Origin of the sequence: Marinobacterium aestuariivivens, assembly GCF_042661465.1 — a bacterium.
Classification (GTDB): Bacteria; Pseudomonadota; Gammaproteobacteria; order Pseudomonadales; family Balneatricaceae; genus Marinobacterium_A; species Marinobacterium_A aestuariivivens.
Genome location: NZ_JBHSWE010000001.1, coordinates 1 through 25,167 on the forward strand (window position 1 = coordinate 1; position 25,167 = coordinate 25,167).

The 25,167-nt window shown below is 62.4% G+C and carries 16 protein-coding genes and 3 pseudogenes; 11 read left to right on the top strand and 8 right to left on the bottom strand.

Annotation, left to right across the window (positions count from 1 at the left end):
* The first annotated feature begins 274 nt into the window (after positions 1 to 274).
* Positions 275 to 1,041: pseudogene (locus ACFQDL_RS00005) on the top strand (SDR family NAD(P)-dependent oxidoreductase).
* Between the two features lie 24 nt (positions 1,042 to 1,065).
* Positions 1,066 to 1,820 (top strand): annotated as a pseudogene (locus ACFQDL_RS00010) (SDR family NAD(P)-dependent oxidoreductase).
* 102 nt (positions 1,821 to 1,922) lie between these two features.
* Here the strand turns inward: ACFQDL_RS00010 and ACFQDL_RS00015 are convergent.
* From ACFQDL_RS00015 to ACFQDL_RS00025, 3 genes are read right to left on the bottom strand one after another with little or no spacing between them, the layout of a single operon-like run.
* Complete coding sequence (locus ACFQDL_RS00015) at positions 1,923 to 2,183, bottom strand: response regulator (protein ID WP_379907211.1); 261 nt, start codon at positions 2,181 to 2,183, stop codon at positions 1,923 to 1,925.
* On the bottom strand, positions 2,183 to 3,115 hold the full coding sequence (locus tag ACFQDL_RS00020; protein ID WP_379907212.1) for a response regulator: 933 nt from the start codon (positions 3,113 to 3,115) through the stop codon (positions 2,183 to 2,185). The genes ACFQDL_RS00015 and ACFQDL_RS00020 overlap by 1 nt, the downstream gene beginning before the upstream one ends.
* Positions 3,115 to 4,320, bottom strand: a complete 1,206-nt coding sequence (locus tag ACFQDL_RS00025; protein ID WP_379907213.1) for an EAL domain-containing response regulator — start codon at positions 4,318 to 4,320, stop codon at positions 3,115 to 3,117. The genes ACFQDL_RS00020 and ACFQDL_RS00025 overlap by 1 nt, the downstream gene beginning before the upstream one ends.
* 394 nt (positions 4,321 to 4,714) lie before the next feature.
* Between ACFQDL_RS00025 and ACFQDL_RS00030 the strand changes: the two genes are divergently transcribed.
* From ACFQDL_RS00030 to ACFQDL_RS00050, 5 genes are all read left to right on the top strand, one after another.
* A complete protein-coding gene (locus ACFQDL_RS00030; protein ID WP_379907214.1) occupies positions 4,715 to 5,170 on the top strand; it encodes a hypothetical protein in 456 nt (151 codons plus the stop codon).
* Positions 5,152 to 9,612: a PAS domain-containing hybrid sensor histidine kinase/response regulator gene (locus ACFQDL_RS00035; RefSeq protein WP_379907215.1), complete on the top strand. Its 4,461-nt coding sequence runs from the start codon at positions 5,152 to 5,154 to the stop codon at positions 9,610 to 9,612. Before ACFQDL_RS00030 ends, ACFQDL_RS00035 begins: the two co-directional genes overlap by 19 nt.
* A 407-nt stretch (positions 9,613 to 10,019) precedes the next feature.
* A complete protein-coding gene (locus ACFQDL_RS00040) occupies positions 10,020 to 10,319 on the top strand; it encodes a patatin-like phospholipase family protein (RefSeq protein ID WP_379907216.1) in 300 nt (99 codons plus the stop codon).
* A complete protein-coding gene (locus ACFQDL_RS00045; protein WP_379907217.1) occupies positions 10,235 to 11,020 on the top strand; it encodes a patatin-like phospholipase family protein in 786 nt (261 codons plus the stop codon). Before ACFQDL_RS00040 ends, ACFQDL_RS00045 begins: the two co-directional genes overlap by 85 nt.
* A 4-nt stretch (positions 11,021 to 11,024) precedes the next feature.
* Positions 11,025 to 11,738, top strand: coding sequence for a GntP family permease (locus tag ACFQDL_RS00050; protein ID WP_379907218.1), 714 nt, complete (start codon positions 11,025 to 11,027; stop codon positions 11,736 to 11,738).
* A 1,718-nt stretch (positions 11,739 to 13,456) separates the two neighbouring features.
* On the opposite strand, the gene ACFQDL_RS00055 is transcribed toward ACFQDL_RS00050, so the two are convergent.
* The 3 genes and pseudogenes from ACFQDL_RS00055 to ACFQDL_RS00065 all read right to left on the bottom strand — a co-directional run bounded on the left by ACFQDL_RS00055 (position 13,457) and on the right by ACFQDL_RS00065 (position 17,752).
* Positions 13,457 to 14,827 (bottom strand): FAD-dependent oxidoreductase, encoded by a 1,371-nt coding sequence (locus tag ACFQDL_RS00055; protein WP_379907219.1) that lies wholly within the window; start codon positions 14,825 to 14,827, stop codon positions 13,457 to 13,459.
* A 190-nt stretch (positions 14,828 to 15,017) separates the two neighbouring features.
* Positions 15,018 to 16,474: pseudogene (locus ACFQDL_RS00060) on the bottom strand (aldehyde dehydrogenase family protein).
* Positions 16,475 to 16,570: 96 nt separating this feature from the next.
* Positions 16,571 to 17,752, bottom strand: a complete 1,182-nt coding sequence (locus ACFQDL_RS00065) for an aromatic ring-hydroxylating oxygenase subunit alpha (RefSeq protein WP_379907220.1) — start codon at positions 17,750 to 17,752, stop codon at positions 16,571 to 16,573.
* A gap of 774 nt (positions 17,753 to 18,526) precedes the next feature.
* On the opposite strand from ACFQDL_RS00065, the gene ACFQDL_RS00070 reads away from it, so the two are divergent.
* Together ACFQDL_RS00070 and gcvA are read left to right on the top strand one after the other, a co-directional pair.
* Positions 18,527 to 20,224 (top strand): BCCT family transporter, encoded by a 1,698-nt coding sequence (locus ACFQDL_RS00070; RefSeq protein WP_379907221.1) that lies wholly within the window; start codon positions 18,527 to 18,529, stop codon positions 20,222 to 20,224.
* Between the two features lie 169 nt (positions 20,225 to 20,393).
* Positions 20,394 to 21,311: a transcriptional regulator GcvA gene (gcvA, locus tag ACFQDL_RS00075; protein ID WP_379907222.1), complete on the top strand. Its 918-nt coding sequence runs from the start codon at positions 20,394 to 20,396 to the stop codon at positions 21,309 to 21,311.
* A 16-nt stretch (positions 21,312 to 21,327) separates the two neighbouring features.
* Here gcvA and ACFQDL_RS00080 read toward each other — a convergent pair whose 3' ends face one another.
* Both ACFQDL_RS00080 and ACFQDL_RS00085 read right to left on the bottom strand, forming a co-directional pair.
* The gene (locus ACFQDL_RS00080) at positions 21,328 to 22,575 is read right to left on the bottom strand and encodes a M24 family metallopeptidase (RefSeq protein ID WP_379907223.1); all 1,248 of its coding nucleotides are present in this window, start codon (positions 22,573 to 22,575) and stop codon (positions 21,328 to 21,330) included.
* Positions 22,576 to 22,688: 113 nt separating this feature from the next.
* Positions 22,689 to 23,669 (bottom strand): LysR family transcriptional regulator, encoded by a 981-nt coding sequence (locus ACFQDL_RS00085; RefSeq protein WP_379907224.1) that lies wholly within the window; start codon positions 23,667 to 23,669, stop codon positions 22,689 to 22,691.
* Between the two features lie 165 nt (positions 23,670 to 23,834).
* Between ACFQDL_RS00085 and ACFQDL_RS00090 the strand changes: the two genes are divergently transcribed.
* A complete protein-coding gene (locus ACFQDL_RS00090) occupies positions 23,835 to 24,983 on the top strand; it encodes an NAD(P)/FAD-dependent oxidoreductase (RefSeq protein ID WP_379907225.1) in 1,149 nt (382 codons plus the stop codon).
* Positions 24,980 to 25,141, top strand: a complete 162-nt coding sequence (locus ACFQDL_RS00095; RefSeq protein ID WP_379907226.1) for a hypothetical protein — start codon at positions 24,980 to 24,982, stop codon at positions 25,139 to 25,141. The genes ACFQDL_RS00090 and ACFQDL_RS00095 overlap by 4 nt, the downstream gene beginning before the upstream one ends.
* Positions 25,142 to 25,167: the final 26 nt, after the last annotated feature.

Sequence of the window (25,167 nt, forward strand, 5' to 3'; positions counted from 1 at the left end):
ATGACCCCAATCGAGTTTCGCGACAAGTTCCGGCTGCTGGCGTCCGTCAACTTCGATCAGGCCCGTATCGATGCCATCACCGCCGCAATCGACGATCTCGAACAGGCCGAAGACTGCAGCGAACTTCTCGAACAGGTTCTCAGCATCTGAGGAATGGTGTTGGGTTGCGGCCCTGCGGGCCTCTACCCAACCTACGCTCGAACCTTGATGTTACATGTTGGTTGGAGCCGAGCGCCCCCAACACCATTAATCATTGTAAAAAGGAATAATAACAATGCGATTCAACAATAAGGTCGTTGTGATCACCGGCGGCGCCGGCGGTGTCGGTCAAACCCTGGTCAGGCTGTTCGCCAGCGAAGGCGCGCGCATCATGATTGCCGACATGAACGAGGCCGGCTGCCGGCCGTGGCCGAAGAGGCCCGCCGGCTCGGTGCCGAAACCGAGTACCTGGCCGGCAACCTGCGTGAAAAGGAGTACTGCGAAGCGGTGATTGCCGGCAGCGTCGAGCGCTTCGGCGGCGTCGACATCCTGCTCAACAATGCCGGTATCATTCCCCGCGGCACCATCGAGGAGACGACCGACGAGATGTGGTTCACGGCGATGGACGTCAACCTCAACGCCGTCTTCTTCCTCTGCCGCGCCGCCATTCCCCATATGAAACAGCGCGGCGGCGGCGCCATCGTCAACACCTCCTCGGTCTGGGGCACCTATCCGGGGCCGGCCCACGTCGCCTACTGCACCAGCAAGGGCGCGGTCGCCGCCCTGACGAAGAATCTCGGTCGCGACTGCGCGCCGCTCGGTATCCGCGTCAATGCGGTCTGCCCGCACGAGATCAACACGCCGATGATCCGCAGCGGTTTCGAGCGCCGCGGCCTCGACCCGGAGAAGGCGATCGAGGAGCTGAACAGGACGGTGCCGCTGGGGCGCATTGCCGAACCCGAGGACATCGCCGACGTCATCGCCTTCCTGGCGTCCGATCAGGCCCGCTATATCGCCGGCGAATGCGTCGAAGTCACCGGCGCCAAACCCGTATCCGGTTGAAAAGCCCGCTAGAGGAAAAACGAGATGAAGTTGAACGACAAAGTGGCCGTCGTCACCGGCGGCGGTCGCGGCATTGGCCGGGGCATCACCGAAAAGTTGCTCGACGCCGGCGCCGTGGTGCTGGTCGCCCAGCGCCAGCCGCTGGACGAAGCGCTCGCCGGCCATCCCGGCGTCGCCTGGACCGGGGTCGACCTGGCCGACCGCGAAGCGCCCTATGCCATCGCCCAGGCGGTCGAAGAGCAGTTCGGCGGCGCCGATATCCTGGTCAACAACGCCGGCTTCATGTTCGAACGATCGCTGGACGAAATGACCGAGAACGACTGGGACCGGTTGATGATCGTCAACATGCGCGCCCCGGTATTCCTCGCCAAGGCATTGCTGCCGCATGCGCGCCGCGGCGGCGGCAGCATCGTCAATATCGGCTCGATCGAGGGGCTCGGCGCCAACCCCGGCATGCGGCCTACTGCGGCTCCAAGGCCGGCGTCCACGGCTTCACCCGCGCGCTGGCGGTGGATCTCGGCCGTGACGGCATCCGCTGCAACGCCATCGCGCCGGGCTGGATCAACTCGGACCTGAGCGATGCCTATATCGACGCCCAGCCCTACCCTGAGCAGGTCCGTCAGGAGCTGCTGCGGCTGCACCCCGTCGGCCGCACCGGGGAACCCGGCGATATCGGTGCGACGGTGGCCTTCCTCGCCTCGGACGATTCGGCCTTCATCACCGGCCAGGTGATCGTCGTCGACGGCGGCCGCACCGCCAAGCTGCCACTGCCGTTCTGATACGGAGATCGAGCGCTGCGGCACAGCGGCTTGGTGATGCCGCCGTGCTTCCGGCTGCAAACCACTCGGACGCCATGTACCGCTCATGAAGGTTCCGCCCGATCAGGCGTCGAGCTCGCGGTTCAAGAAGACGCTCAGCTTGCGCATCAGGACAGCCTTTTCGAACGGCTTGACGATAAAGTCGGCGGCGCCGACCTTGCGGCTTTGGATCACCGTTTCCTTCTGCCCGTGATGGCCGGTGATCATAACGACCGGTATCTGGGCGAACGTCTTGACCGACTTGATCCGGCGGGTGGTGTCGATGCCGTTGACATCGGGCAGGCCGACATCCATCAGCACCAGGTCCGGGCGCCTGCGGTGCATCAGCGCCGGGCCTCGCTGCTGGAGGCCGCAAAACACAGCTCCAGATCCACGCCGGCCAGCACCCGCCGCAGCAGCCGGTGCTGGAACTCATCGTCATCGACAATCAGCACCAGCGGTTTTACAGCATCGGACATTTGCTGCAGGGTGCGAATCGACTCCATCTGCGGCTCGAGCTGCTGCTTCAGCTGATAGGCCCACTGCCGAATCGGCTCGATCGACGCCCGGGCGGCGCTCAGGTTCTGGCCGATCTGCCCCTGCTTGAGCTGATCGAGTTCCCGGGCCAGACGGTCGATGGCCGCTTCAAAGCCGCCGCGGTCCCAGTGCTCGAGCAGTTCGCCACGCTGTTCCGAGGCCAGCCGGCGGGAGAATCCCTCGAGCGCCGTTTCGATTTCATCGCCGGCCCGGTCGAACGACTGGCTGGCAAGATCTAGCTGTTCCTGACCTATCGCCAGATTCTGCTCCAGCATCGCCTCGAGCCCCTGGATGCGACGTGCCTGAGCGGCAAACTCGGCTGCCGTCGGCCCTTCCGCCTCTCCGATGCCCATCTGCTGCAGCGCATGATGGACTTCCATCGGCAGACGGTTCGAATCGTAGCCGAGCGGCCAGAACAGTACATAATTGGCATAGTAGCCCTTCTTGCATAGCACATAGACCTGCTCGAGCTCGCCCTTGCTGCAAAGGATGATGGTACGGTGAGGCATACCGTGTACCTCGGTGCTGAGCCGGTAAAGGCCGAGGTAGTAGGCCTGCGCCTGCGCCAGGGTCGTGAACGCCAGCACCAGGACCGCGGGGCGGTGGGTCTCGAAGTCCTCGACCGCCTTGCCCGGATCGGTGGAAACCGCGACATTGTCGAACTCCCGCCGCAGCATGTCGTGGATGATCCCGGCGTCGTCGACGTCCTCGGCGGCGACCAGAATGTTCTTCGACTCCATCAGGCACGGCCCCCCGTCAGGCCGGTGCTGCGCTTGTCCCAGTCGGCCACCCAGGCGTTTAGAGACTCGGCCGGCAGCGGCCTGGAAATGAAATACCCCTGAACGATATCGCAACTGTGCCGGCGACTCAGGAACTGCCAATCCGCGAGGTTTTCCACGCCTTCGGCAACCGATTTCATGCCGAGCCGGTGGGCCATGTCGAGGCTGGCTTCGAGGATGGCCCGCCGGGCGCTGTCGCGGACGGCATTATGGACGAAGCCGGCGTCCACCTTGAGCTCATTGAAGGGAATGTCACGCAACTGGCTGAGGGACGAATGCCCGGTGCCGAAATCGTCGATCGACAGGGTGACGTTCTTCAGCCGCAGCCGGGTCAGGATGTCGAGCGCCGTCAGCGGATTGTGCATCAGTTGCGACTCGGTGACCTCGAGTACCAACCAGGAGAGGTCGACGCCGGCGTTCTTCGCCGCCGCGGCGACGAACTCCGGAAAATCCAGCCGCACCAGGCTGCTCATCGACAGATTCACCGCGACACTCAGACGCAATCCCCGGTCGTGCCATTGCCGGCACTGGCGCAGGGCGCCGCACAGCACCTGCCGCGTCAGGCCTTCGATGAGGCCGTGCTGCTCGGCCACGGCAATGAACTGATCGGGATAGACCAAGCCGTCCCGCGGATGCTGCCAGCGCACGAGCGCTTCGACGCCAACCACCTCGCCGCTGCGCACCGACACCTTGGGTTGATAGTGATTTACCAGCTCGTCATTGGCGATCGCCGCCTCGACCTCGTCCGCACCGTACTGGATCCTGGTGGCCCTGGCACGGTCATCGGCGCCCTGCTGCTCCGCTTCCAGTATCTGGCGCAACTGCGCCGGCGTGACGGGCTTGCGCAGCGCATCATGCACCTTCAGCCGGTGTGCCGTGGCGAGGCACTGCACTGTGTGCAGAATGCGCTCGTCCTCTCCGCTCATCAGCACCAGGCCGCCGCGGAAACCGATGCCGGCCAGGTAGCGGATCATTTCGACGCCGTCCATCTCCGGCATCTGGATATCACAGAACACCAGGGCCATCGCGTCCGGATCCGACGACAGCACCTCATGCGCATCGGCCGCGCACTGACAGGCCTCAATCTGCGAACAGCCGAGATTCAACAGCTGACGGCCAAGCAGTTTCAGCACGAAAGGATCATCGTCGATGATCAGGATTTTCATCAGTCCTCCTCGATTGCCGTCATCCCTGAACCCTTCGTCTTCGCGCCACCTTGCCGGGCCTCCTTCCCAACGCCGCAAACAGCAGGGGACCTGTCGAGAAAACCTTATGAATTATAGGCCTTAATCCTCCATACCGCGCCGCACAAAGATACCATTTCGAACCGTATCACCTCATTACCTGTGGCGCCAAGACAGCAGTCCCTGTCGCAACCGGATATCAATCTGTTCCCGGACCGAAACCTGCCAACCGGTGGACAGCCGTACCATGAACAAGACGCCGGATCCGGCACTTCCGCTCTCTCCGACTTTTCGCCTGTGTCACTGTGACGACCGGCCAAAGGTGCTAAGCTGCACCACTGTTTTCGTACGTTGACGGCAGTGGCGCAGTTCATCGATGACCCGGCTTCCCGTATCTTTCGAGTTCAGTTTGTTATTCGGCCGCGGCACTGCAACGTTAGCCGCCCTCATTGCGCAGGTCGTGTTGTTTGAACGCCTCGGCGGAGACGCGGCCACCGCCGCCGAAAACCTGCGAATGACGCCGGCGGCCGCGACCGCCCTGCTGCTGTCCGCCCTCGCCCTCTGGTGGTTGAGTCTCGATCAGATTCGCCTCCAGCGGCCAGTCACCATACTGCTGTCGGCAGTCGTGACGCTGATCGGCGCGAGCGCCCTGACCGACTATCTGCTGGCGCCCGAAGACATCGTCGATGCGCCAGAAATCCCCGACTGGCTGACGGCGCGAATGGTCTCGCCCTTCACCGCCATGGCCATGGCCTGCCGGGCCTCGCACTCGCCGGTCTCGGCTGTAACCTGTTGCGACGGCTGGTCCATCCGATGGCGGCGGTCGTCATGATACTGAGCCTGCTGTCGCTGCTGGACCGGCTGCCGACGGCGGCCAGCCTGCTGTCGGCGGGCATGTTCCACAGCATGCCGCCCGAGGCCGCCACCGGCCTGCTGCTGCTGGCGCTCGGCACGCTGTCGCTGAGCGCCCGTGCGAGCCGGGACGGGACGTCGAACCCGCACCAGCATGCGATCGAATTGAAGACGCTCGGCGCCTCGGTCTGTATCTTTATCTTTCTGATTGCCGGCGGCGCCTACACCTACCAGAACGGCCAGCGCTATCTGGACAAAAGCGACGAAATCGAAAACCTCCAGCAGTTCCTGTCCGAGCTCGACCTGCTGGAGCAAAGCGCACGCAATGCCGCGCCTCAATTAATAAAGGAGCTGTTGAGCGGCGAAGAGGAGCCGCAGCAGATCTACTCGCACTACCTCGGCTCGGTCAACGAACATCTGTATCAGCTCGAGGTTCTGGCCGCGAACGATGGCCGGCTTTCGGTTTTCGTACTCGAACTGCAGGTCCTGATCGCCCGTCAGTCCGAAGCCTTCTACAATGCCCTCCAGGCCTATGCGGCACAGGAACCATTCTTCCCCGAACACCTGCTGAACGACCGGTCACTCGACGCGACCCTGGCCGCGATCAACGGGCACACAGCCGGGCTACAGGACCTGGCCGGCAGGATCCTGGAGGAACAGGAGCGCGGCCGGCAGCGGGCGCGTTTACTGATACTGGCATCGCTGCTTGTGACGCTTGCGGGCGCGGCTCTGCTGTTTTTCGTGCTGTTCCGGATCATCAACCGGGAAATGACGCAGCGCACTGTCGCACAACGGGCCCTCGAAAGACGGGAGCACTATATAAGGGCGATCGTCGAGAGCTCGCCGGATATTCTAACCGTCTTGAATCTTGACGGTTATATCGAGCAGGTTTTTCGCCAGAACCAAATTGCTTTTCCCGAAGCTGCTCCGGCAACGCACTGGCTCTCGCTCTGGCAGGGCGACGATGCCAAGGTGGCCAGAGGGGCTCTCGAACAGGCTCGCCGCAGAGAGACCGGCCAGTTTCGCGCGAGCCTTGCGACGTCGAAGGCCGCCACTTCGTGGTGGGACGTCATCGTAACACCGATTTCCGACACCCGCGGGCAGCCCGAGCGGCTGCTGTGCGTATGCCGGGACGTCACAGAGATCCACAATGCCCACGAGGAGATACGCTCGCTCAACAAGACGCTGGTCCGGCGCGTCGACGAGCGGACCCGGGAGCTCGTGCAACACGAAACCCTGCATCGCGAGCTGCTGGAAAATATGGCCGAGGGGGTCGTCGCCTGTGATGCCGATGGACGGATAACATTGCTCAACAGGACTCTGCGCCGATGGCACGGACTCGAAGGGCCGGCGTCCGGACAGGATCCGCAGCTGGACTTTTTTGGGCAGACGGTACCACGCCGATGGCTGCCGAAGAGATTCCGCTCGCACGCGCGCTGCGCGGCGAATCCCTGTCGAACGTCGAGCTTCGAATCCGCTCCGAGGGCCTGCCGGAACGAGCGGTCCGCCAGCGGCGGCCCTCTGATAGGCCCGGACGGAGGAATCGAAGGCGCGGTCGTCACCCTGCACGATATTTCCGAAAGCCAGAAAAGCGCCCGCCGCTTCGCCGACCTGTTCGAATATGCGCCGGATGCCATTCTGATCGTCAACGAGTCCGGAGCCATCCTCCAGATCAACCGCGCGGCGGAACTGATGTTCGGCTGGCGCCAGGCCGAGCTGCTCGGCCGACCTGTCGAAGCGCTGATACCCGACTCCCTGGCATCGCGACACGTATCGCTGCGACGCGAGTATGTCCGCAATCCTGCACCCCGGGCCATGGGAGCCGACAGCCGCTTACTGGGCCAGCGCAAGGATGGCACGACCTTTCCCGTCGATATCAGCCTGAGTCCGATGCAGTCGGGCGACCACCGCCTGGTCACCGCCTTTATCCGTGACGTCAGCCAGCGTGTCGAAGCCGAGCGCAGCATGCGCGAATCGACGGCGATGCTGGATGCGATCGACGACGCCGCCTTGAATTTCGATCCCGATTCGCTCACCTTCAATTATGTCAACGAAGGCGCGCTCAGGATGCTGGGGTACGAACGGGCCGAGCTGCTTGCGATGACACCGCTGGATATCTGCTGCGAGTTCGACGAGGCGGCGTTTCGCAATCGCCTCAAGCCGCTGCGCCGGCAGGAGGTTCCGAGCCTCAGTTTCACGACCGTTTTGAATTGCCGGAACCAGGATGCCGTGACCGTCGATGTGCGCCTGCAATACCTGCTGATCGACGGTACCAAAGCCCGCTTCATCGCCCTGGCGCGGGATGTCGGGGAGCGCGAACAGGTGCTTCAGGAGCTGCAACTGACCTCGCTTCGACTGGCCGAGGCCAACGAGACGGTGCGGCGCGAGCGCGCGCAGCTGGCCGACCGCGTCGCCGAGCGCACAGCGGAGCTGCAGCGCGCTTACCGTGCGCTGGAGGACGCCAAGCACGAGGCCGAGGAGGCGAATCGCGCGAAGTCGGTCTTCCTGGCGACCATGAGCCATGAAATCCGGACGCCGATGAACGGCGTCATCGGCATGCTCGAAGTGCTGGACCAGACCGCTCTGAAGTCCCATCAGCAGGATGCCGTCAACACCATCCGCGAATCGGCCTTTTCGCTGTTGCGGATCATCGACGACATCCTCGACTTTTCCAAGATCGAGGCCGGACAGATGCAGCTCGAGCAGGTCGAGGTCTCGATACCGGAGACCTTCGAAGCGGTGATGGGGGCCCTCGGGGCCGTCGCCCGGCAACGCAATGTCGATCTTTACCTGTTCGTCGACCCGGAGGTGCCGGAGGTGATCGTCGGGGACCCGACCCGGCTGCGCCAGATCCTGTTCAACCTGATCGGCAATGCGATCAAGTTCAGTGCCGGAGACTACGGACGCCGGGGCCAGGTCGAGGTCGAGGTCGCACTGACGGCGCCGCAACGGCTCAGCTTCAGTGTCGCCGACAATGGCATCGGCATGGACGAGGCCACCGTCCGGGGCCTGTTCCGGCACTTCAGCCAGGCCGACGCCAGCACGACCCGGCGCTTCGGTGGCTCGGGGTTGGGCCTTGCCATCTGCAAGCGCCTCACCGACATGATGCAGGCTTCGATCGGCGTCGAGAGCCAGCCCGGCCAGGGTTCGACCTTTACCGTCCGCCTGCCCGTTCAGGCGGCCGAGGCCTGTGCAGACAGCTCCCCGGCCAAGCTGTCCGGCCTGAACATCGTGCTGGTGGGCGACGATGACCCCGACAGCCGCAGCCTGCGCCGGTATCTCGAGCAGCTGAACGTACGGCTGCGTTCAGTGACGAGCCTTGACGAAGCCGCGCGCAGAGTGCCGACGCTGGACAGTCCGATTGTGATCCACGATACCGGCCACCGCTACCGCTCGCCCGAGGCTTTGCAAAAGGCGTTCACGGCGTCGCCTGCCGTACCTCATCTGCTGGTCAGCCGCAATCCACAACGGCCGGACGAAATCACTGCCCTCTCCGTGCTCTATCTCGATGCCACCCAGCTCACCGGACATTCGCTGCGCCGAAGTCTCGCCGTATTGCTGGGGCAGGCATCGCCACCGATCAGCCACGACCCGCAGCACGAGCTGCCGCTGGAAACCGAGATGACGGCGCCTTCCGTTGCCGAGGCGAGGGCCCAAGGCCAGCTCATCCTGATCGCCGAGGACGACACCATCAACCAGAAAGTCATCCTGAAGCAGCTCGAGCTGCTCGGCTACGCCGGCGAGGTGGCCCGCAATGGCCGCGATGCCCTGAATCTCTGGCGCGAAGGCGGCTATGGCCTGATCCTGACCGACCTGCACATGCCTGACGTCGACGGCTTTCAGCTGACGCGGGCCATTCGACAGGAGGAACAGGGCGCCCACGCCATCCCGATACTGGCACTGACCGCCAATGCGTTGCGCGGCGAGAAGGAGCGCGCTCTGACGGCGGGAATGAACGACTACCTCACCAAGCCGGTACAGCTCATGGAACTCGACCAGGCGTTGCAGGAGTGGATGCCCGAAGCGGACGGACTGCCGGTCGAGAGCCAGGATAGCGATGGCCACGATGGCGCGGTCATCGATATCGACGTGCTCGAACAGCTGGTCGGCGACGATCCCGACACCATCCGGGAACTGTTGCAGGCTTACCGGGATTCGGTTTCGGAGTTCTCCCCGCAACTCGAGAAGTCCCGCCAGCAAGGCGATGTCCAGCAGATAGAGTCCATTGCCCACAGGCTGAAATCATCGTCACGCTCGGTGGGCGCCCTGCACCTGGGCGACCTCTGCGCGGAACTCGAAAATGCCTGCAAGTCACGGGATCTCGACTATGTGGACCATTGTATCGAAGAAGTCGAGGCAAGCCTGCGACAGGTGCGTATTGCCCTGCAGTCGAGGCTGAGGGATAGCGGCCGCCTGAAGTGAGGCGGCTCGACAACCGCCGGCGACTTCTTGATTCAAATTTCAGATGGCGCTGTTGTGATGACTGACGCTTCAGGAAGTAACCCGGCAGGATTCGATCGAAATTGCCAAGCCTGGCCGCGGCCGGGCATGGTCACGCAGGCAGGATTAATAGTGTCGTCATCAAGGAAAAGAGGGGTTGTTGACTGGCATCAATTCATCTTTACGATGAAAGCCCACTACAATAGCCAAGCATCGGTATTCGCGCATTTTGACGGAAGGCTGGCGACTACCAGCCGGTCCAACCAAACGCCAGTACGGCCTTTAGGCATCGATCGCCCATAACGAAACCCTTGGGAGCCCTCAGTGCTGCAACACTCTCTGGATCTTGCCCTGCAGGGGGCGGTTCCCACGGCGCCTTTACCTGGGGAGTGCTGGATCGTCTTCTCGAAGATGGAAGCATTCAGATACGTGGTCTCAGCGGAGCAAGCGCCGGCGCGATGAATGCCGTCGTCCTCGCATCCGGTTACGGCACCGGCGGAAGAGACGAAGCTCGACGCCGGCTCCGCTCTTTTTGGGAAACGGTCGGCCGGAAGCAAGCTCACAATCCATTGGGCGTAACGATGTTCGATACGCTGTTCGGGCATTGGGCCCCCTTACGGGTTCGTCGGTATTCAGCTTCTACGACATCATTTCACGGCTCGTTTCACCCTATCAGCTCAACCCACTGAACATGAACCCGCTGCGGGATGTGATCGAGGACCATGTCGATTTCGACGCGATACGGCAGTTGGAAAGCATCAGGGTTTTCGTATCGACGACCAATGTGCGTACCGGTCACCACCGTATTTTCCGCAATTCGGACCTGAATCTGGATGCAGTGCTGGCCTCGACCTGCCTGCCGATACTTTTCCAGGCCGTGGAAATAGACGGGGAAGCGTATTGGGATGGCGGCTATACAGCGAATCCGGCGCTTCTGCCGCTGATCGAGGAGAGCGAGCCGGCGGATCTGGTGTTGGTTCAGATCAATCCCGTCGAGCGGCCCGGCATTCCACGGACTGCCCATACGATTATCGACAGGATCAACGAGATCAGCTTCAACAGCAGCCTCAATCAGGAGCTGCGCACCGTTGCCCTGATCAAGCGCCTTCTCGCCGAAGAGGCGGGTTCGGACCACGGCTACCGCGGCCGCCTGTTCAGCAAGATCGAGGCGCTCTGTGTTCACCGCATCGAAGCCCAGAAGGAGATGCGGAATTTTGGCGCGGCCAGCAAGCTGGCATCGAGCTGGCCTTTTATCGCGCGCCTGCACGATATCGGCTATGACGCTGCACATGTCTGGCTCGAAAAACATCGCGCCGACCTCGGCCAACGATCGACCGTAGAGCTGTTCAGGGAATATGCCGACATCAACGGCGCAGGCAACGGAGAGTAAGACGATGAGCATCGCCGGGATCCTGCTTGCGCTGGCATTACTTATCTATCTCGCCTATCGCGGTTTCTCGGTACTGGTTCTGGCACCCGTCGTCAGTGCCGCTGCTGTTCTGTTCGAGGCTGGATCGCCATTGCTGGCAAGTTACACCCAGGTGTTCATGCCGGCGGCAGGCCGTTTCATAGCGCTTTACTTTCCATTGTTCCTGCTTGGCGCCATCTTCGGCCGTTTCATGGAAGACTCCGGAGCGGCAAATGCCATTGCCGGACGTTTGGTGCGGCAGCTGGGAAAGCACAATGCCATACTTTCGATCGTGCTGGCCTGCGCGATATTAACCTATGGCGGTGTTTCCCTCTTTGTCGTGGCGTTTGCTATCTACCCGATAGCCGCTGAAATCTTCCGGACTGCGGACCTGCCCAAACGGTTGATTCCCGCCACGATCGCCCTTGGCGCCTTTACGTTTACGATGACTGCGCTACCGGGCACACCTGCGATACAGAACGCGATACCGATGCCCTATTTCAACACCACCCCTTCGCGGCGCCGCTGCTGGGCATTATCACCGGGGCGGTCATGTTTATCGTCGGCATCGGCTGGCTCAACTACCGGCGACGTCAGGCCATTCGCAACCAAGAGGGTTACGCTGACTGCTCGAACGGGGTCAGACGTCCTCCACTGCGTGAACTGCGCGAACATGCTCAGGGCGAAGGTTTTGATCTGATCGAAGTGGTTCCGGCCACCTCTCCAGTCGAGCTGCGGATCGGATTCTGGCTGTCAATTTCCCCCATAGCACTCGTAGTGGCCGGCAACTATCTGTTTTCCAGTGTCGTATTGCCCGCTTTGGATGCCAGCTATCTGGCGATGCCGCTCTATGGTGCGACCAGTTTGACATCGGTCATGGGTATCTGGGCCATTATCTGCGCCTTGTTGCTGGCCAATCTGTATCTGGTCGCCATCAGCGCGCCTCTGCGCTCGAACCTCAAGCGCAGCCTGGATGATGGTGCCAATGCCTCGGTGCTGCCGATCTTCAACACCGCATCGCTGGTCGGTTTCGGTGCCGTTATCGCTTCGCTGGCTGGCTTCGCTATGATTCGCGAAAGCATCCTCGGTGTTTCATCAGGCAACCCGATGATCTCGCTGGCAATTGCCGTCAATGTGCTGGCCGGCATCACGGGCTCGGCATCCGGAGGCATGAGCATCGCGCTCCAAACGCTCGGCGAAACCTATCTGAACCTGGCGCAACAGCTGGACCTGAGTCCCGAGCTCCTTCATCGCGTCACTTCCGTCGCTACGGGTGGCCTGGATGCGCTGCCACATAACGGTGCCGTCATCACACTGCTGTCGATCTGCAAGCTGTCTCACCGTCAATCCTACCTCGACATTTTCGTTGTGGCGGTCATCGGCCCTCTGATTGCACTGGTTGTCCTTATTTCACTGGGTACGGTGTTTGGCGCTTTTTGACTGTTATTGTTAGCGACATACACGTGGACGCCGTTGAGTTCAGACGTGCTCGAAAGCTAAAAGTGCGGGCTGCAACCTGAGTAACCGCCGGATTCAGGACCGTACTCGCAAACGTCAATCGCGAAGACCGCGATTTCAGCACCTGCAACGGCCTGATCAGAATTCCGCTTCCGCCGCCATCACCGCAATAGCAACAGTACCGCCGGACTCCTTGCGGGCAATCGCGCTCGCTACCGCCTCGGCGACTTCGCGAACGACCTGCTTCTCGGTCTGGTCTGGGCTATATCCAGACCATCAACGCCTGCGGCACCCTTGTTTGCCTTCACGCGTTTCCAGGCACGCTGCATGTTTTCTCTCGCGAGCACCTGCCTCAGCAGGTCTCGCCCTGCGTCCTCCGACTCTTGTCGCGCAAGGCCGGTTTCATCGCTGGCCGTTTGGGGCAGGGCTTCACCCTGACCGGGCACGACCCGCCCCGCGCAGGCGGGCATCTGATGCATTACCGTTCTCATCGACAAGACGTTTGACGCTCCTTCTCGTTTGGCCCTTCGCCCCTTGCCGGCGGCTACTATGGCCTCTGCTGACTTCTCGCTCCGAGTCTCCACGTCGCCCTTTCAGGCACAAGGCGAGATCTCCCCGGGTAAGAACACACTCCTTCACCGCACAACCGCCGGATATACGCCACTTCGCCTTGGCCACGAGAGCTTCGCGGCTTCTTGCCCGCTCGCCCTGCTCGGCGGCGCCTCATATCCGATTCTTGTTCATCGGCTCACGATTTACGCTCCACGCTTCCTCCCCACGGTCAGTCACCTTTCCGCAGTTGCGCTTCACTTCGTTCGCTGTGGCCAGCTTACGGGAGGACTTGCACCTCCAGAGCGCCCGTGCCGGGCGCACAAAGAGGCCCGCACGGGGCGGGCCAAGGACTTGATGAGGCGGACCGCGATCAACACGGCCCTGGGAACAACAACAAGACGGGATGTATCAGGCGACCGACTGTTCCAGCGGCTGGCCGCAGCGGTCGACCCAGTGCTGGCGCTCGCCCCCCAGGTCACCGGCCAGGACGAAGCCCTGAAGATTGCCTGCGGTGTCGACGAAGAGCGCGCGGGAGCCGCCCTCTTCGGTTTCGATCCGCCAGCCACCCTCGACGCCCGGTGCCGGAGCCAACAGGGTCAACGGCAGCGCCGGGGTCTTGACGATGACCGGCATCGGCGGATACTGCGCCATGGTCGGACGGCCCAGCAGGGTATCGGCCAGCGCACGCATGCCATGGTTGATCGGCGCCAGGTACGGCAGCAGCTGACCGTTGATCTCGGCGCAGTCGCCGATGGCGAAGATATCGGGCGCACTGGTGCGCAGACCGCCGTTGATGACGATGCCGCGCCTGACCTCGATGCCGGTCGCCTCGGCCAGGGCGGTGCGCGGACGCAGGCCCACGGCCGAGATCACCAAGTCGGTTTCCAGCTCGGTGCCATCGCGCAGCTGCAGGCGGTAGCCATCGCCGTCGCGCTCGATGCGCTCGACGGTATTCTCGAGATACCAGCTGACGCCCTGCTCCGACAGTTTCTGCTGCAGCTGCTCGCCGATCGCCTGCGGCATCAGCCGGTCCATCGCCCAGCCGGTCAGGCCGACGACATCGACGCCGTAGCCTGAGGCCGAAAGGTCGTTGGCGAACTCGCAGCCGATCAGGCCGTTGCCGATAATGGTGACGCGCTTGCAGTCTTCCAGGTGATCGCGCATCAGGCGATAGTCCTGCAGGTCGTTGACGCTGATCACGTCACGGGCACCACTGCCCTCGAACGGCAGCCGCACGGGTTCGGCCCCCAGTGCCAGCACCAGCTTGCCGTAGACCAGCTGCCCCGCATCGGTCTCGAGAATTTTGTTCTTCGGATCGATGCTGCGCACGCGGCAACGGCTGTAAATACGGATACCCAGACGCGCTTCGATCTGCAGCGGGGTTTCGCTGACCAGTTCGTTGGCGGACTTGCCGCGCGCCAGGGCATTGGAGAGGGCCGGTTTCGAATAGTGGTGACCATCGTCCGCGGTGAAGACCAGGATCGGCTTTTCCGGGCTGCGCTGACGCAGCGCCTCGGCCATGCCGTAACCGGCGTAGCCGCTGCCAATGATCACGATCGGCGGCTCGTTGCTCGGCACGACGGCGGCGACGGCGTCGGCCGGCTTGACGTCGGCGCTGATCTCGATCATCTCGAAATCGGCCTTGCCGACGTTACAGTCCGGGCACATCCAGTCGTCGGGCACGTCTTCCCAGCGCGTGCCGGGGGCGATGCCGTCGGACGGCCAGCCCTTGGCCTCGTCGTAGATCAGACCACAGATGATGCATAACCACTTTTTCATTATTAGACCCTCTTGAAACACACCGACTCCATGGCCGGCGACTTGGGAGCCTTTCGGACCTGACTGATCGTCGCGAGGGAAAGTCTGTTTTGAGTCAGTTTCTGGGCTCTTTCGAGGCGAATAGTGGTTCTATTCAACGAGAAAGAGCACTGAAAATGGCCAAAATCAGCTTTACCGCAGTAGATCAACGTTAGGTTCGACAGGCTCCCTTTACGCGAATCGCGACATTCTTGGTGCGGACGTAGCTGAACAGGGCTTCCTGGCCTTTTTCGCGGCCGTAGCCGGAGAGGCGGTTGCCCCCGAACGGCGTTTCGATGCCGCCGGCGAACCATTCGTTGACGAACACCTGACCGGCATCCAGCGCGCGGGAGGCGCGCATCGCGCGGCTGATGTCCTGGGTGAAGACGCCGGCGACCAGGCCGTAGTCGGTACCGTTGGCCAGTTCCAGGCTTCCTCCTCGCTGTCGAACGGCGTGATCGCGATCACCGGTCCGAACACCTCGTCGCCGAACAGGCGCATTTCGGGGGTGACGTCGGCGAATACCGTCGGCTGCACGAAGGCACCCGGCAGGCCTTCGACGGCGCCGCCGCCGCAGACCAGGCGCGCACCGTCCTCGACCGCCTGGCGGCAGATCTCGAGGATGCCGTCACGCTGCTGCATCGACACCACCGGCGTGAGGTCGGGATTGTCCTTGCCGGCACCGATGCTCAGGCCCGTGGCCAGTTCCGCGACGCGGGCAACGACTTCGTCGTAAATTTCGCGCTGTACCAGCAGGCGCGACATCGCCGAGCAGACCTGACCGGCATTGAAGAAGATGCCCCAGCGCACGCTCGAGATCAGCTGATCGAGGTCGGCATCGGGGAACACCACCGCCGCGGACTTGCCGCCCAGTTCCATGACGCAGGGCACGGAGTTCTCGGCCGCTGCGCGCATGATGGCGCGACCGGTCGGCACGGAGCCTGTGAAGACGATCTGGTTGGTTTCCTTGTGGGAGACCAGCGCCGCGCCGATCTCGCGACCGGGCCCGGCCAGCACGCTCAGCGCGCCTTTCGGCAGGCCGGCGCGTTCGCAGGCGGTAGCCAGCAGGGTGACCGCCAGCGGCGATAGTTCCGGCGACTTGACGATGACGGCGTTGCCGGCCGCCAGCGCCGGCGCCAGCGAGCGGGCGCAGATCGACACCGGGAAGTTCCACGGTACGATCTGGACCGAGACGCCCTGGGGCTCGTAGCTGGTGAAATCGACGTAGTCCTCGCCCAGCGGGATCGACTTGCCTTCGATCTTGTCGGCCATGCCGGCATAGTATTCGAAGTAGCGCGCCGCTTCGGTGATCTCGTCACGGGCGTCGTTGATCGACTTGCCGTTCTCGCGCGAGGCCAGTACCGCGCCCTCTTCCACCAGCTTGCGAATCTCGGCACCGACGCGATACAGCAGCTCGGCACGCTGGGCCGGGCGCTCGCGGGTCAGAAGGCCTTCCTTTACACATTCGCGGGCGGCGGCAACCGCATGCTCGGCGTCGTCGAGCGTAGCGCTGGCGATGGTCGCGAAAACTTCGTTGGTGGAGGGATCGCGGACTTCGATGCGGGTTTCGCTGTCGACCCACTCGCCACCGATGAAATTGAGCCAGTGGTTGGATGTATTGTTCAGCATAGAAAGCTACCCGTCGTTGTAATGAGTAATCAGCCCTGAAAATGAGCCGGCCGCCGTCTTGCGACGGGCGGCGGCTTCAGGTGCTCGGGTGTTAAATCACTTGGCGGACTCGGCGTACTGGTTGGCGACCCAGGTATGGAAGTGGTGGGTCGGCCCGTCCAGCACCGGCGAGAAGACGCCGCCCTGGAAGCCCGGCGACTTGCGGCCGGCCTGCATGCCTTCCACCGCGAAAACGTCTTCACCGAAGACCACCTTCCAGGCTTCCAGCTGCGCCTGGCGGCAGGCGGCGTATGCATCGCCACAGGCCTCTTCGGTGACGTAGAACAGGCGCAGGTTTTCCAGCGTCCGGTTGTGGGCCTTCGGCTCCAGGATGATGGCGAAGAAGTGATCCGCCTGGATGCCCAGCAGTACGTTCGGGTACAGCGAGACGTACTCGGCCTGACGCAGCTTGTCCTGCGGCCAGTCGGCGAAGCGCGGCAGACGGGTGCCGGCGACGTCGGACAGGTTGTAGGTGTAGCTGCCCTGGCCGGACATGTAGTCGTTGACGATCAGGTTGTAGTGCTGGTCCAGCGGCGAGTAGGTGTTCAGGCTCGGGTGCACCCACGGCAGGTGGTACGCCTCGCAGTAGTTCTCGATCGCCAGCTTGTAGTTGCACTGCACTTCCAGCTGCATCTGGCTTCCGGTCGGCGCGATGTGCAGGTTGTTCCAGCCGTCCCTGCCGCAGAACTCGCTCCAGCGCTGCACCAGCGGCTCGATGAAGGTGTCGAAGTCGACCGCGTCACCGGACAGGTTGATGAACACCATGCCCATCCAGACGTGGGAGCGTACCTGGCGCAGACCGTGCTTCTCGCAGGCGAAGCCTTCGGCCTTGTGAACGCCGACACCGCCGATGTGCGGGGTGCCCTTGAGGTTGCCGTTCAGGTCGTAGGTCCAGGAGTGGTACGGGCAGCGCACCATGCCTTCGACTTCGGTCTCCTCGATCAGCAGGATCATGCCGCGATGGCTGCAGACGTTATGGAAAACGTTGTATTCGCCGTCACGGTTGCGCATGATTGCGAGCGGCAGGCCCATGAAGTCGACGGGCTTGGCGAAACCGTTGCGCGGCAGGTCGCTGGTATAGCCGATCGCGGCCCAGGTTTTGCCCAGCACTTCGTCACGCTCGAATTCGAAAACGGCCGGATCGGCATAGACGGCGTTCGGCATGCCGCCGGCTTCCGCGATCGGCTTGCGTACTTCGTCCAGGACTTCCATCGGAATCAAGCGAGAATTTGTTGTCATGGTGTTCTCTCCACTCTCCGCCTTGCATTCAGGCTCTGCGTTGTCATAGCCGCCGAAACCTTGATATCGCTCAATCAAAAGGCCCCGGCGTTGTGTTAGGGCGCATACTAGTGGCGGGACGGCGGCACGAAAAACGATTTTTCGGCCGCCAAATCATTACCAAAACTCATAGGATGCCAAGTCGCTGGTTTTGGCGGATATTTTGCCGACCTGAGGGCCAACGCCACCCGCTTGCCCAGCTTGTAAAACGCCGAGTAAGCCTGCGGCCCCACATATAACAGGCCATTGAAGCCTCTATTTAACGATATGCCAGGGCGGAGAAGAGGCAGCCAGCTACAGTTCCGCCCGAGGAAATCTGCCACTTTTCGCTGCGAAAACCCGGCCAGACAAGCCCGGATATGCATTCGCAAACGTCATCAACCCTTAAGGCGCCAAGCTGCCTTCCCGCTGGTGACGGTACGCGATGCGAACCGTACGAGTAATGTCATGGTGCGGCGCGCTTCACTTGCCGACACCCTGAACACCGGTAGCAGGCTCTCTATCCCCTTGAAAACAGACACCAGTCACCCCTTCCAGATGAATCATTACAAATACTCATGACCTGCCATCGAAAAACTCGTTTGATCCAGATCAATGTTTTTCCCAGTATTGCGCCGTCGCGGGCCTCCCCGCTTCCCTGCACTGCACCCCCTTCGCAGATCACAGGTATCGCTTCATCGCCCGCCCCGCTGGGCCCCGGCATGACGAAATATAATAAGTAAGGTGGATAACCCAATGAGCAACAATTCCGGCCTTATCCGTGGCGTCGATCCGACCGTCACGATCGTCTCCAAGATCCTGGTCATCGGTTTCGTGATCTTCTGCGGCCTGATGGCCAAGGAAGCCGGCGCCTTTTTCCAGGAAATTTCCGACAGCATCCTGAACAACTTCAAGTGGTTCTACCTGTCCCTCGTGACCGGGGTACTGGGCCTGCTGATCTACCTGATGTTCAGCCGCTACGGGCATATCCGCCTCGGCAAGGACGATGAAAAACCCGAATTCAGCTACCGCTCCTGGCTGGCGATGCTGTTCAGCGGCGGCATGGGCATCGGCCTGATCTTCTGGTCGGTCGCCGAACCCATGTGGCACTATGCCGGCAACCCCTTCGCCGCCACCGGGCTGAGCGACGAAGCGGCACAGACCGCTATGCGTATCACCTTTTTCCACTGGGGCCTGCATCCCTGGGCGATCTTCATCATCGTCGCACTGGTGATGGCCTACTTCGCCTATCGCAAGGGTCTGCCGCTGACCATGCGTTCGGTGCTCTACCCGCTGATCGGCGACAGGATCTACGGTCCGATCGGCCATACCGTCGACATCCTGACCGTCGCCATCACCGCCTTCGGCGTCTCCCAGTCCCTGGGCCTGGGCGTGATACAGATGAACACCGGCCTGAACAACGTCTTCGGTTTCGAAATCAGCATCGGCAACCAGCTGCTGATGATCGGCGCGATCAGCTTCCTGGCCATCATTTCGGTCCTGTCGGGCGTCGGTCGCGGCATCCGCCTGCTGTCCGAGTGGAACATGCTGTTATCGATCCTGCTGGTTGTAGCTGTGCTGCTGATCGGCCCGACGCGCTATATCCTGCACACCCTGATCGAGAGCACCGGTGACTATGTCAGCAACCTGATCACCCTGAGTACCTGGAGCGACGCCCAGGCCGACAGCGGCTGGCAGAACTGGTGGACCGCCTTCTACTGGCCCTGGTGGATGACCTGGTCTCCGTTCGTCGGCATGTTTATCGCCCGCATCTCCCGCGGCCGCACCATCCGCGAACTGATCATGGGCGCGCTGATCGTACCGACCCTGGTCACCTTCGTCTGGATGTCTGTGTTTGGCGGCTCCGCTTTGAAGATGGAGCAGAACGACCGCATCGCCCACCAAGAGCAGGTGGAGGCCGGCACCCTCACCGGCGACGCGGCCGAGTTCAAGGGCGGCGACATCCTGATCGCGACCAAGGCGGAGACCACGTCGGCGATCTTCACGCTGTTCTCGAAGCTGGATTCCGGTATGTTCGGCCAGATCCTGACGATTCTCACGACGCTGCTGCTGGCGACCTACTTCATCACCTCGGCGGATTCCGGCACCCTGGTGCTCTGTACGCTGAATTCGAGGGGTAGCCCGGAACCACCGATGCAGCTGCGCGTTATCTGGGGCGTGATGCAGGCCTTCATCGCCGGCGGCCTGCTCTATGCCGGCGGACTGAAAGCGGTACAGACCGCCTCCATCGTCGCCGGCCTGCCGATCGCGGTACTGACGCTGCTGATGTCGGTGTCCCTGATGAAGGCACTGCGTGGAGAATTCCTGCCGACGACCCCGCGTCCGCTGCGCGCCGCTCATCCGCAACAGGCGCCTGAAAACCTTTCGGCCGAGGCACAGGACTACGACCTGGGCGCCGAGCCGGTACTGCTGCGCGCCAGCGGCGACCGCTAAACGGACTATCGATACAGGGCCTAGAGCCAGGAAAAAGGCCGCCGTCCATTGGACCGGCGGCCTTTTATTGCTCCTTTGCAGGACCCGCTTTTTGGGTTGTTCGGATACGGGTTGCTAAGCTGCCCTGTAAAAGACTACAAGAGGTCGCCCTGATGGAGACAAAGGCACCGTGAAAATCAAACCCCTGCCCCCTCTGAACAGTCTGGTTGCCTTCGAGGCCGCCGCGCGCCACCTCAGCTTCACCCAGGCCGCGAGCGAACTGAACGTTACCCAGGGTGCCATCAGCCGCCAGATCCGCCATCTCGAGGACTATCTCGGCCGTTCGCTGTTCGTGCGCGACAAACGCCAGCTGGCCCTGACCCAGACCGGCGAAGACTATTTCAACAACGTGCAGCAGTCCCTGCTACTGCTTGCCTCCGCCACCGGTGAAGTCCTGGAGTGGCAGGGCAACAGGCAGATCACGGTGGTAACCTCCAACGCCATGGCATCGCTGTGGCTGCTGCCACGGCTGCCGGATTTCGAGGATACCCACCCCGATATAGAGGTGCGCATCCTCGCCACCGACTCGCTGAAAGGCGTGCGACCGTCCGAATTCGATGTCGCCCTCTTCTATTACCGCAAACCGCCGGCCGGCATGACCGCCACCCCGCTGTTCCGGGAACGCGTCTATCCGGTCTGCAGCCCGCGATTTCTCGAAAAGCAAGCACCGCTCGCACATCCCGAGGATATCTTCGCCACCACTCTGCTCTGGCTCGACTCGAGCGAGGACTGGCTGAACTGGAATGAATGGTTCCAGGCGGCCGGCGTCAGGCAGGTCGAACCGAAACGTCGCCTCAACCTTAACAACTATCCAATGCTGATTCAGGCCGCGCTGAACGGCCAGGGCGTCGCCCTGGGCTGGGAGCAGCTGATGGGCGACTACCTCGACAGCGGCCTGCTGGTGCGTCCGGTCCCGACCGAACTCAACACCACCGCCCGCTTCTACATGCTGGAGACCGAAGAGCCGGTACGCCGCAAGCCCGGCGTCGACCAGTTCCGCCAGTGGCTGCTCGACCTGGTCGAGCATGACGAAGAGCTCCTGCATTAACCGCCATCGGCGATGATCAGAGCCAGTCCTCCTCGAACGGCCAGGTCGACAGCGGCACGCAGCCGTCGCGGGTGATCAGCACCTGCTGCTCGAGCTTGACACCCTCGTCGCCGCCCTCGGCACCGATGTAGCTCTCGATGCAGACGGTCATGTTCTCCTCGAACAGGCCGTCATAGCCGCCGCTTTCCCAGTCCCTGCCGGCATGGGCGATGGCCGGGTATTCGTCGGCCATGCCGACGCCATGGGCGACGCAGCAATAGCGGTTCCTGTAGAACGCCTCCGGAATCGGCCAGCACTTTTCACTGAACTCGCGGAAACTCATGCCCGGTTTCAGCACCTCCAGGTTGTACTGGATCTGTTCGTAGGCGGCGCCATACAGGCGACGCTGCTCGCCAGTGGGCGGTACATGGCCAACGGTCCAGGTCCGGGAGATATCCGCACAGTAACCGTAAGGCCCGATCAGGTCGGTATCGAAGGCGAGCAGTTCGCCCTCACGCATGACCCAGTCGCTGCTCTCCTGCATCCAGGGGTTGGTACGCGGGCCCGAGGCCAGCAGACGCGTTTCGATCCATTCGCCGCCGTGACGGATGTTCTCGAAATGCAGCCAGGCCCAGAGTTCGTTCTCGGTCATGCCCGGTTTCAGTTCGTCGTGCATGCGCTGGATGCCACGCTCGCAGACCTGGATGGTCCACTGGATCAGCTCGAGTTCGTCGGCCGACTTGATCGCCCTGGCCTGCTCCAGCAATGGCTGCCCCTGCAGCAGCTCGACGCCGAGGCCGGTCAGGCAGGGCACGCCTTCGGGCTCCATCTTGTCGACCGCCAGGCGCATGTTGCCGCCGCCATGCTGCCTCAGCAGATCGACGATTTCGCCGGCCCACTGCGCCGCCTTTTCCGACACCCGGGGGCCTGCGCCGAAATAGGCCCAGTTGATCGCCAGGCGTACCTCATCGACGGTTTCGAGGTGGTTGCACAGGTGCTCGCAGTTGTGGAACTCCCAGACGATTACGGGCCCCTGGGCGAATACCATCGCATAGCGCGAAGCATTGTGAGAGGTCCAGACCTGCATATTGGATGCATCGGTGGCATAACGGATATTGACGGGGTCGTACAGCAGCACGGCAGCACAGTCGTTTTTGACCAGTTGCTCGCGTACCCGTTGCAGCCGGTAGGCCCGGGCCGCGCGGTGCACCTCGTCGGTCACGGGGTTGGTCAGTGGCCGGTCCCTGGCTTCGTCATTGAGATAGCTGTTCTTGTTGTTGAGCATTGTCCCTCACTCCGGTATTGCGCAGCTTTGGCCAAGCTGCCGCGAGCGCTACCTATAGCAACAAACCCGGAGCGAGGCATCGCTATACGCGACCATCCCTCTATCCCAAAACGCTATCTCAGGTCGAAAGTCTCGTTCAGCTCGAAAGTCGCGGGCGTCAGCCACCGCGCCTTGGCCGACAGTGCATCAAGCACCGGGCCATGGAGAATCTGGCGAATCGCGTCGGCCACCTGGCCGGGAATAGCGCCCATTTCTCCCTCCCGCGCCACCAGGTAGACGGTACGGGCATGCCGACTGCGGTCGAGCTCCAGCAGGCTGACGCCGTCGGTGCGATACAGTACCTGGGCCAGGCAAAGCGCGGTAAGCATCCCCCAGCCATGGCCGTCCTGGACGAAGCTCATCAGGGTATGGGTGTCGTCGGTCTCGTAGCGTACGTTCGCCAAAATGCGCATTCGCCTCAGCACCAATTCGCTGTAGGCGCCGATATGGGTATTGCGTCCATAGCGGATCAACGGCTGCGCCTGTGCCAGAGCCTCGAGCGAGAAGGGCCCTGGCCCCAGGTGTCCATCCGATACCGCCAGCAGTACAGGGTCGCGGAACAGCTCGAAGCGTTCCAGTCCTTCGACGCCGGTCAGCGGGTCATTGGCCACCAGGATGTCTATATCGCGATCGAGAAAGGCCTGCATCAGCGGCGGCGTCAGGCCGCTGCGCAATGTCAGCCGTTCGATAAAGGGGCTCAACCTCGCGATCAGCTTGCTACCGAACACCTCGGAGCAGGAAGTCATCAGCCCGAGCCGGCACTGCACCAGGGCCTTGTCGGCAGCACCGCGCACGGCGGCGCTGAGGCGCCGCAGTTCGCCGATGATGGTATCGGCGTTCTGTTTCAGCACCAGGCCCGCCGCCGTCAGCCGCACCGGCTTGGTGCGGCGCGCCACCAGTTCCGCCCCCATCTGCTCTTCGAGCTGTTTCAGCGCCTGCGATACCGCCGACTGGGTCACGCCGAGACGCTTGGCCGCATCGGTCAGCGAACTCGATTCGGCGATGGTGACGAAGGTATTGAGCAGTTGGGTATCGACCAGTCGACTGTCGGTCATCGAAGCACCTTTTCATAAGTACAACTTATAATGCCAATTATAGTTCGTACTAATCGACATTTAATGTAGTTAATTTAATAAATATCGGAAATAATCGCCGCATCATGACAAGGGGGAACCATCCTGGCCCCCATCCAGAAGTCGATTCTCAAAGCGGGTGTTGCAATGATTCTTCCTCAATACGATGGCAATTGCGGTTGGTACGAGATGCTTGGCAAGGTCTCGGATTTCCCGGCGCTGGAGCAGGATCTGCGTGTCGATGCCGTCGTCATCGGCGGCGGTTTCGTCGGTTGCGCGGCGGCGCGCCGGCTGGCGGAAAACCAGCCCGAGGGCCGCTTCCTGCTGATCGAGGCGCTGAAGATCGGCCAGGGTGCGTCGGGCCGCAACTCCGGCTTCGTCATCGACCAGCCCCACAAGCGCGATCTCGAGTCCAACGACAACGAACTCAAGCGCAAGCTGGTACGGCTGAATCGCGCCGCCGTCGACTACCTGGAGACCCAGATCGAGCGCTACGGCATCGACTGCCAGTGGTCCCATGCCGGCAAGTACCAGGCCGCCGTTGGCGCCCGCGGCGAGAAATTCCTCGACCATTACGAGCAGCTGCTGAAAAACTTCGGCGAGCAGTACGAGCGGCTGTCGCCGCAGCGCCTGCGCGATGTCTTCGGCACCGAGTTCTACAGCGCCGCCATCTTCACCCCGGGCGGTGCCCTGATGCAGCCGGCGGCGCTGATGCGCGGCCTGGCCGACAGCATGCCGGAGAATGTCCGCATCGCCGAGCACACGCCGGTGACCGAAATCACCCGCACCGCCGGCGGTTTCGTACTGAAGACGCCGAAGGCCCGCATCGAGTGCCGTCAACTGGTGCTGGGCACCAATATCTTCACCGCCGAGCTTGGCTTTCTGCGCGACCGCATCCTGCCGGTGATGACCTTCGCCAGCATGACCAGACCGCTGACCGACGAGCAGATGAAGCGTTATGGCGGCGAACTCGACTGGGGCCTGACGCCGGCCGACCATGCCGGCACCACGGTACGCATGACCCAGGATCGCCGCCTGATCATCCGCAACTCGTACCGCTATGCCCACGACTACAACACGCCGCAGGACCTGCTGCCGACGATGCGCGCCCGCCACCGCGAAGCCTTCGATGCGCGTTACCCGCAGCTCGGGGCTGTCGCCTTCGAGTATACCTGGGCGGCGCCAGCAGCCTGTCCGGCAACTTCGAAACCTATTTCGGTCAGCTCGAGGACGGCATCTTCGCCTCCGCCTGCGACCAGAGCGTCGGTGCCGCCCGCGGCACCATCTCCGGCATGATGCTGGCCGACATGGCCTGCAGCCGGAAAACCGAGCTGCTCGACAATATGCTGGAGGTTTCCGGCAAACCGTCGAAGCTGCCGCCCAAACCGCTGCTGCGCATCGGCGTGCCGCTGCGCATGGCGATGGCCCGCTTTGCCAGCCGCTCGGAAGTCTGAGACTGAGCGCCTGGCCCGGGAAGCGA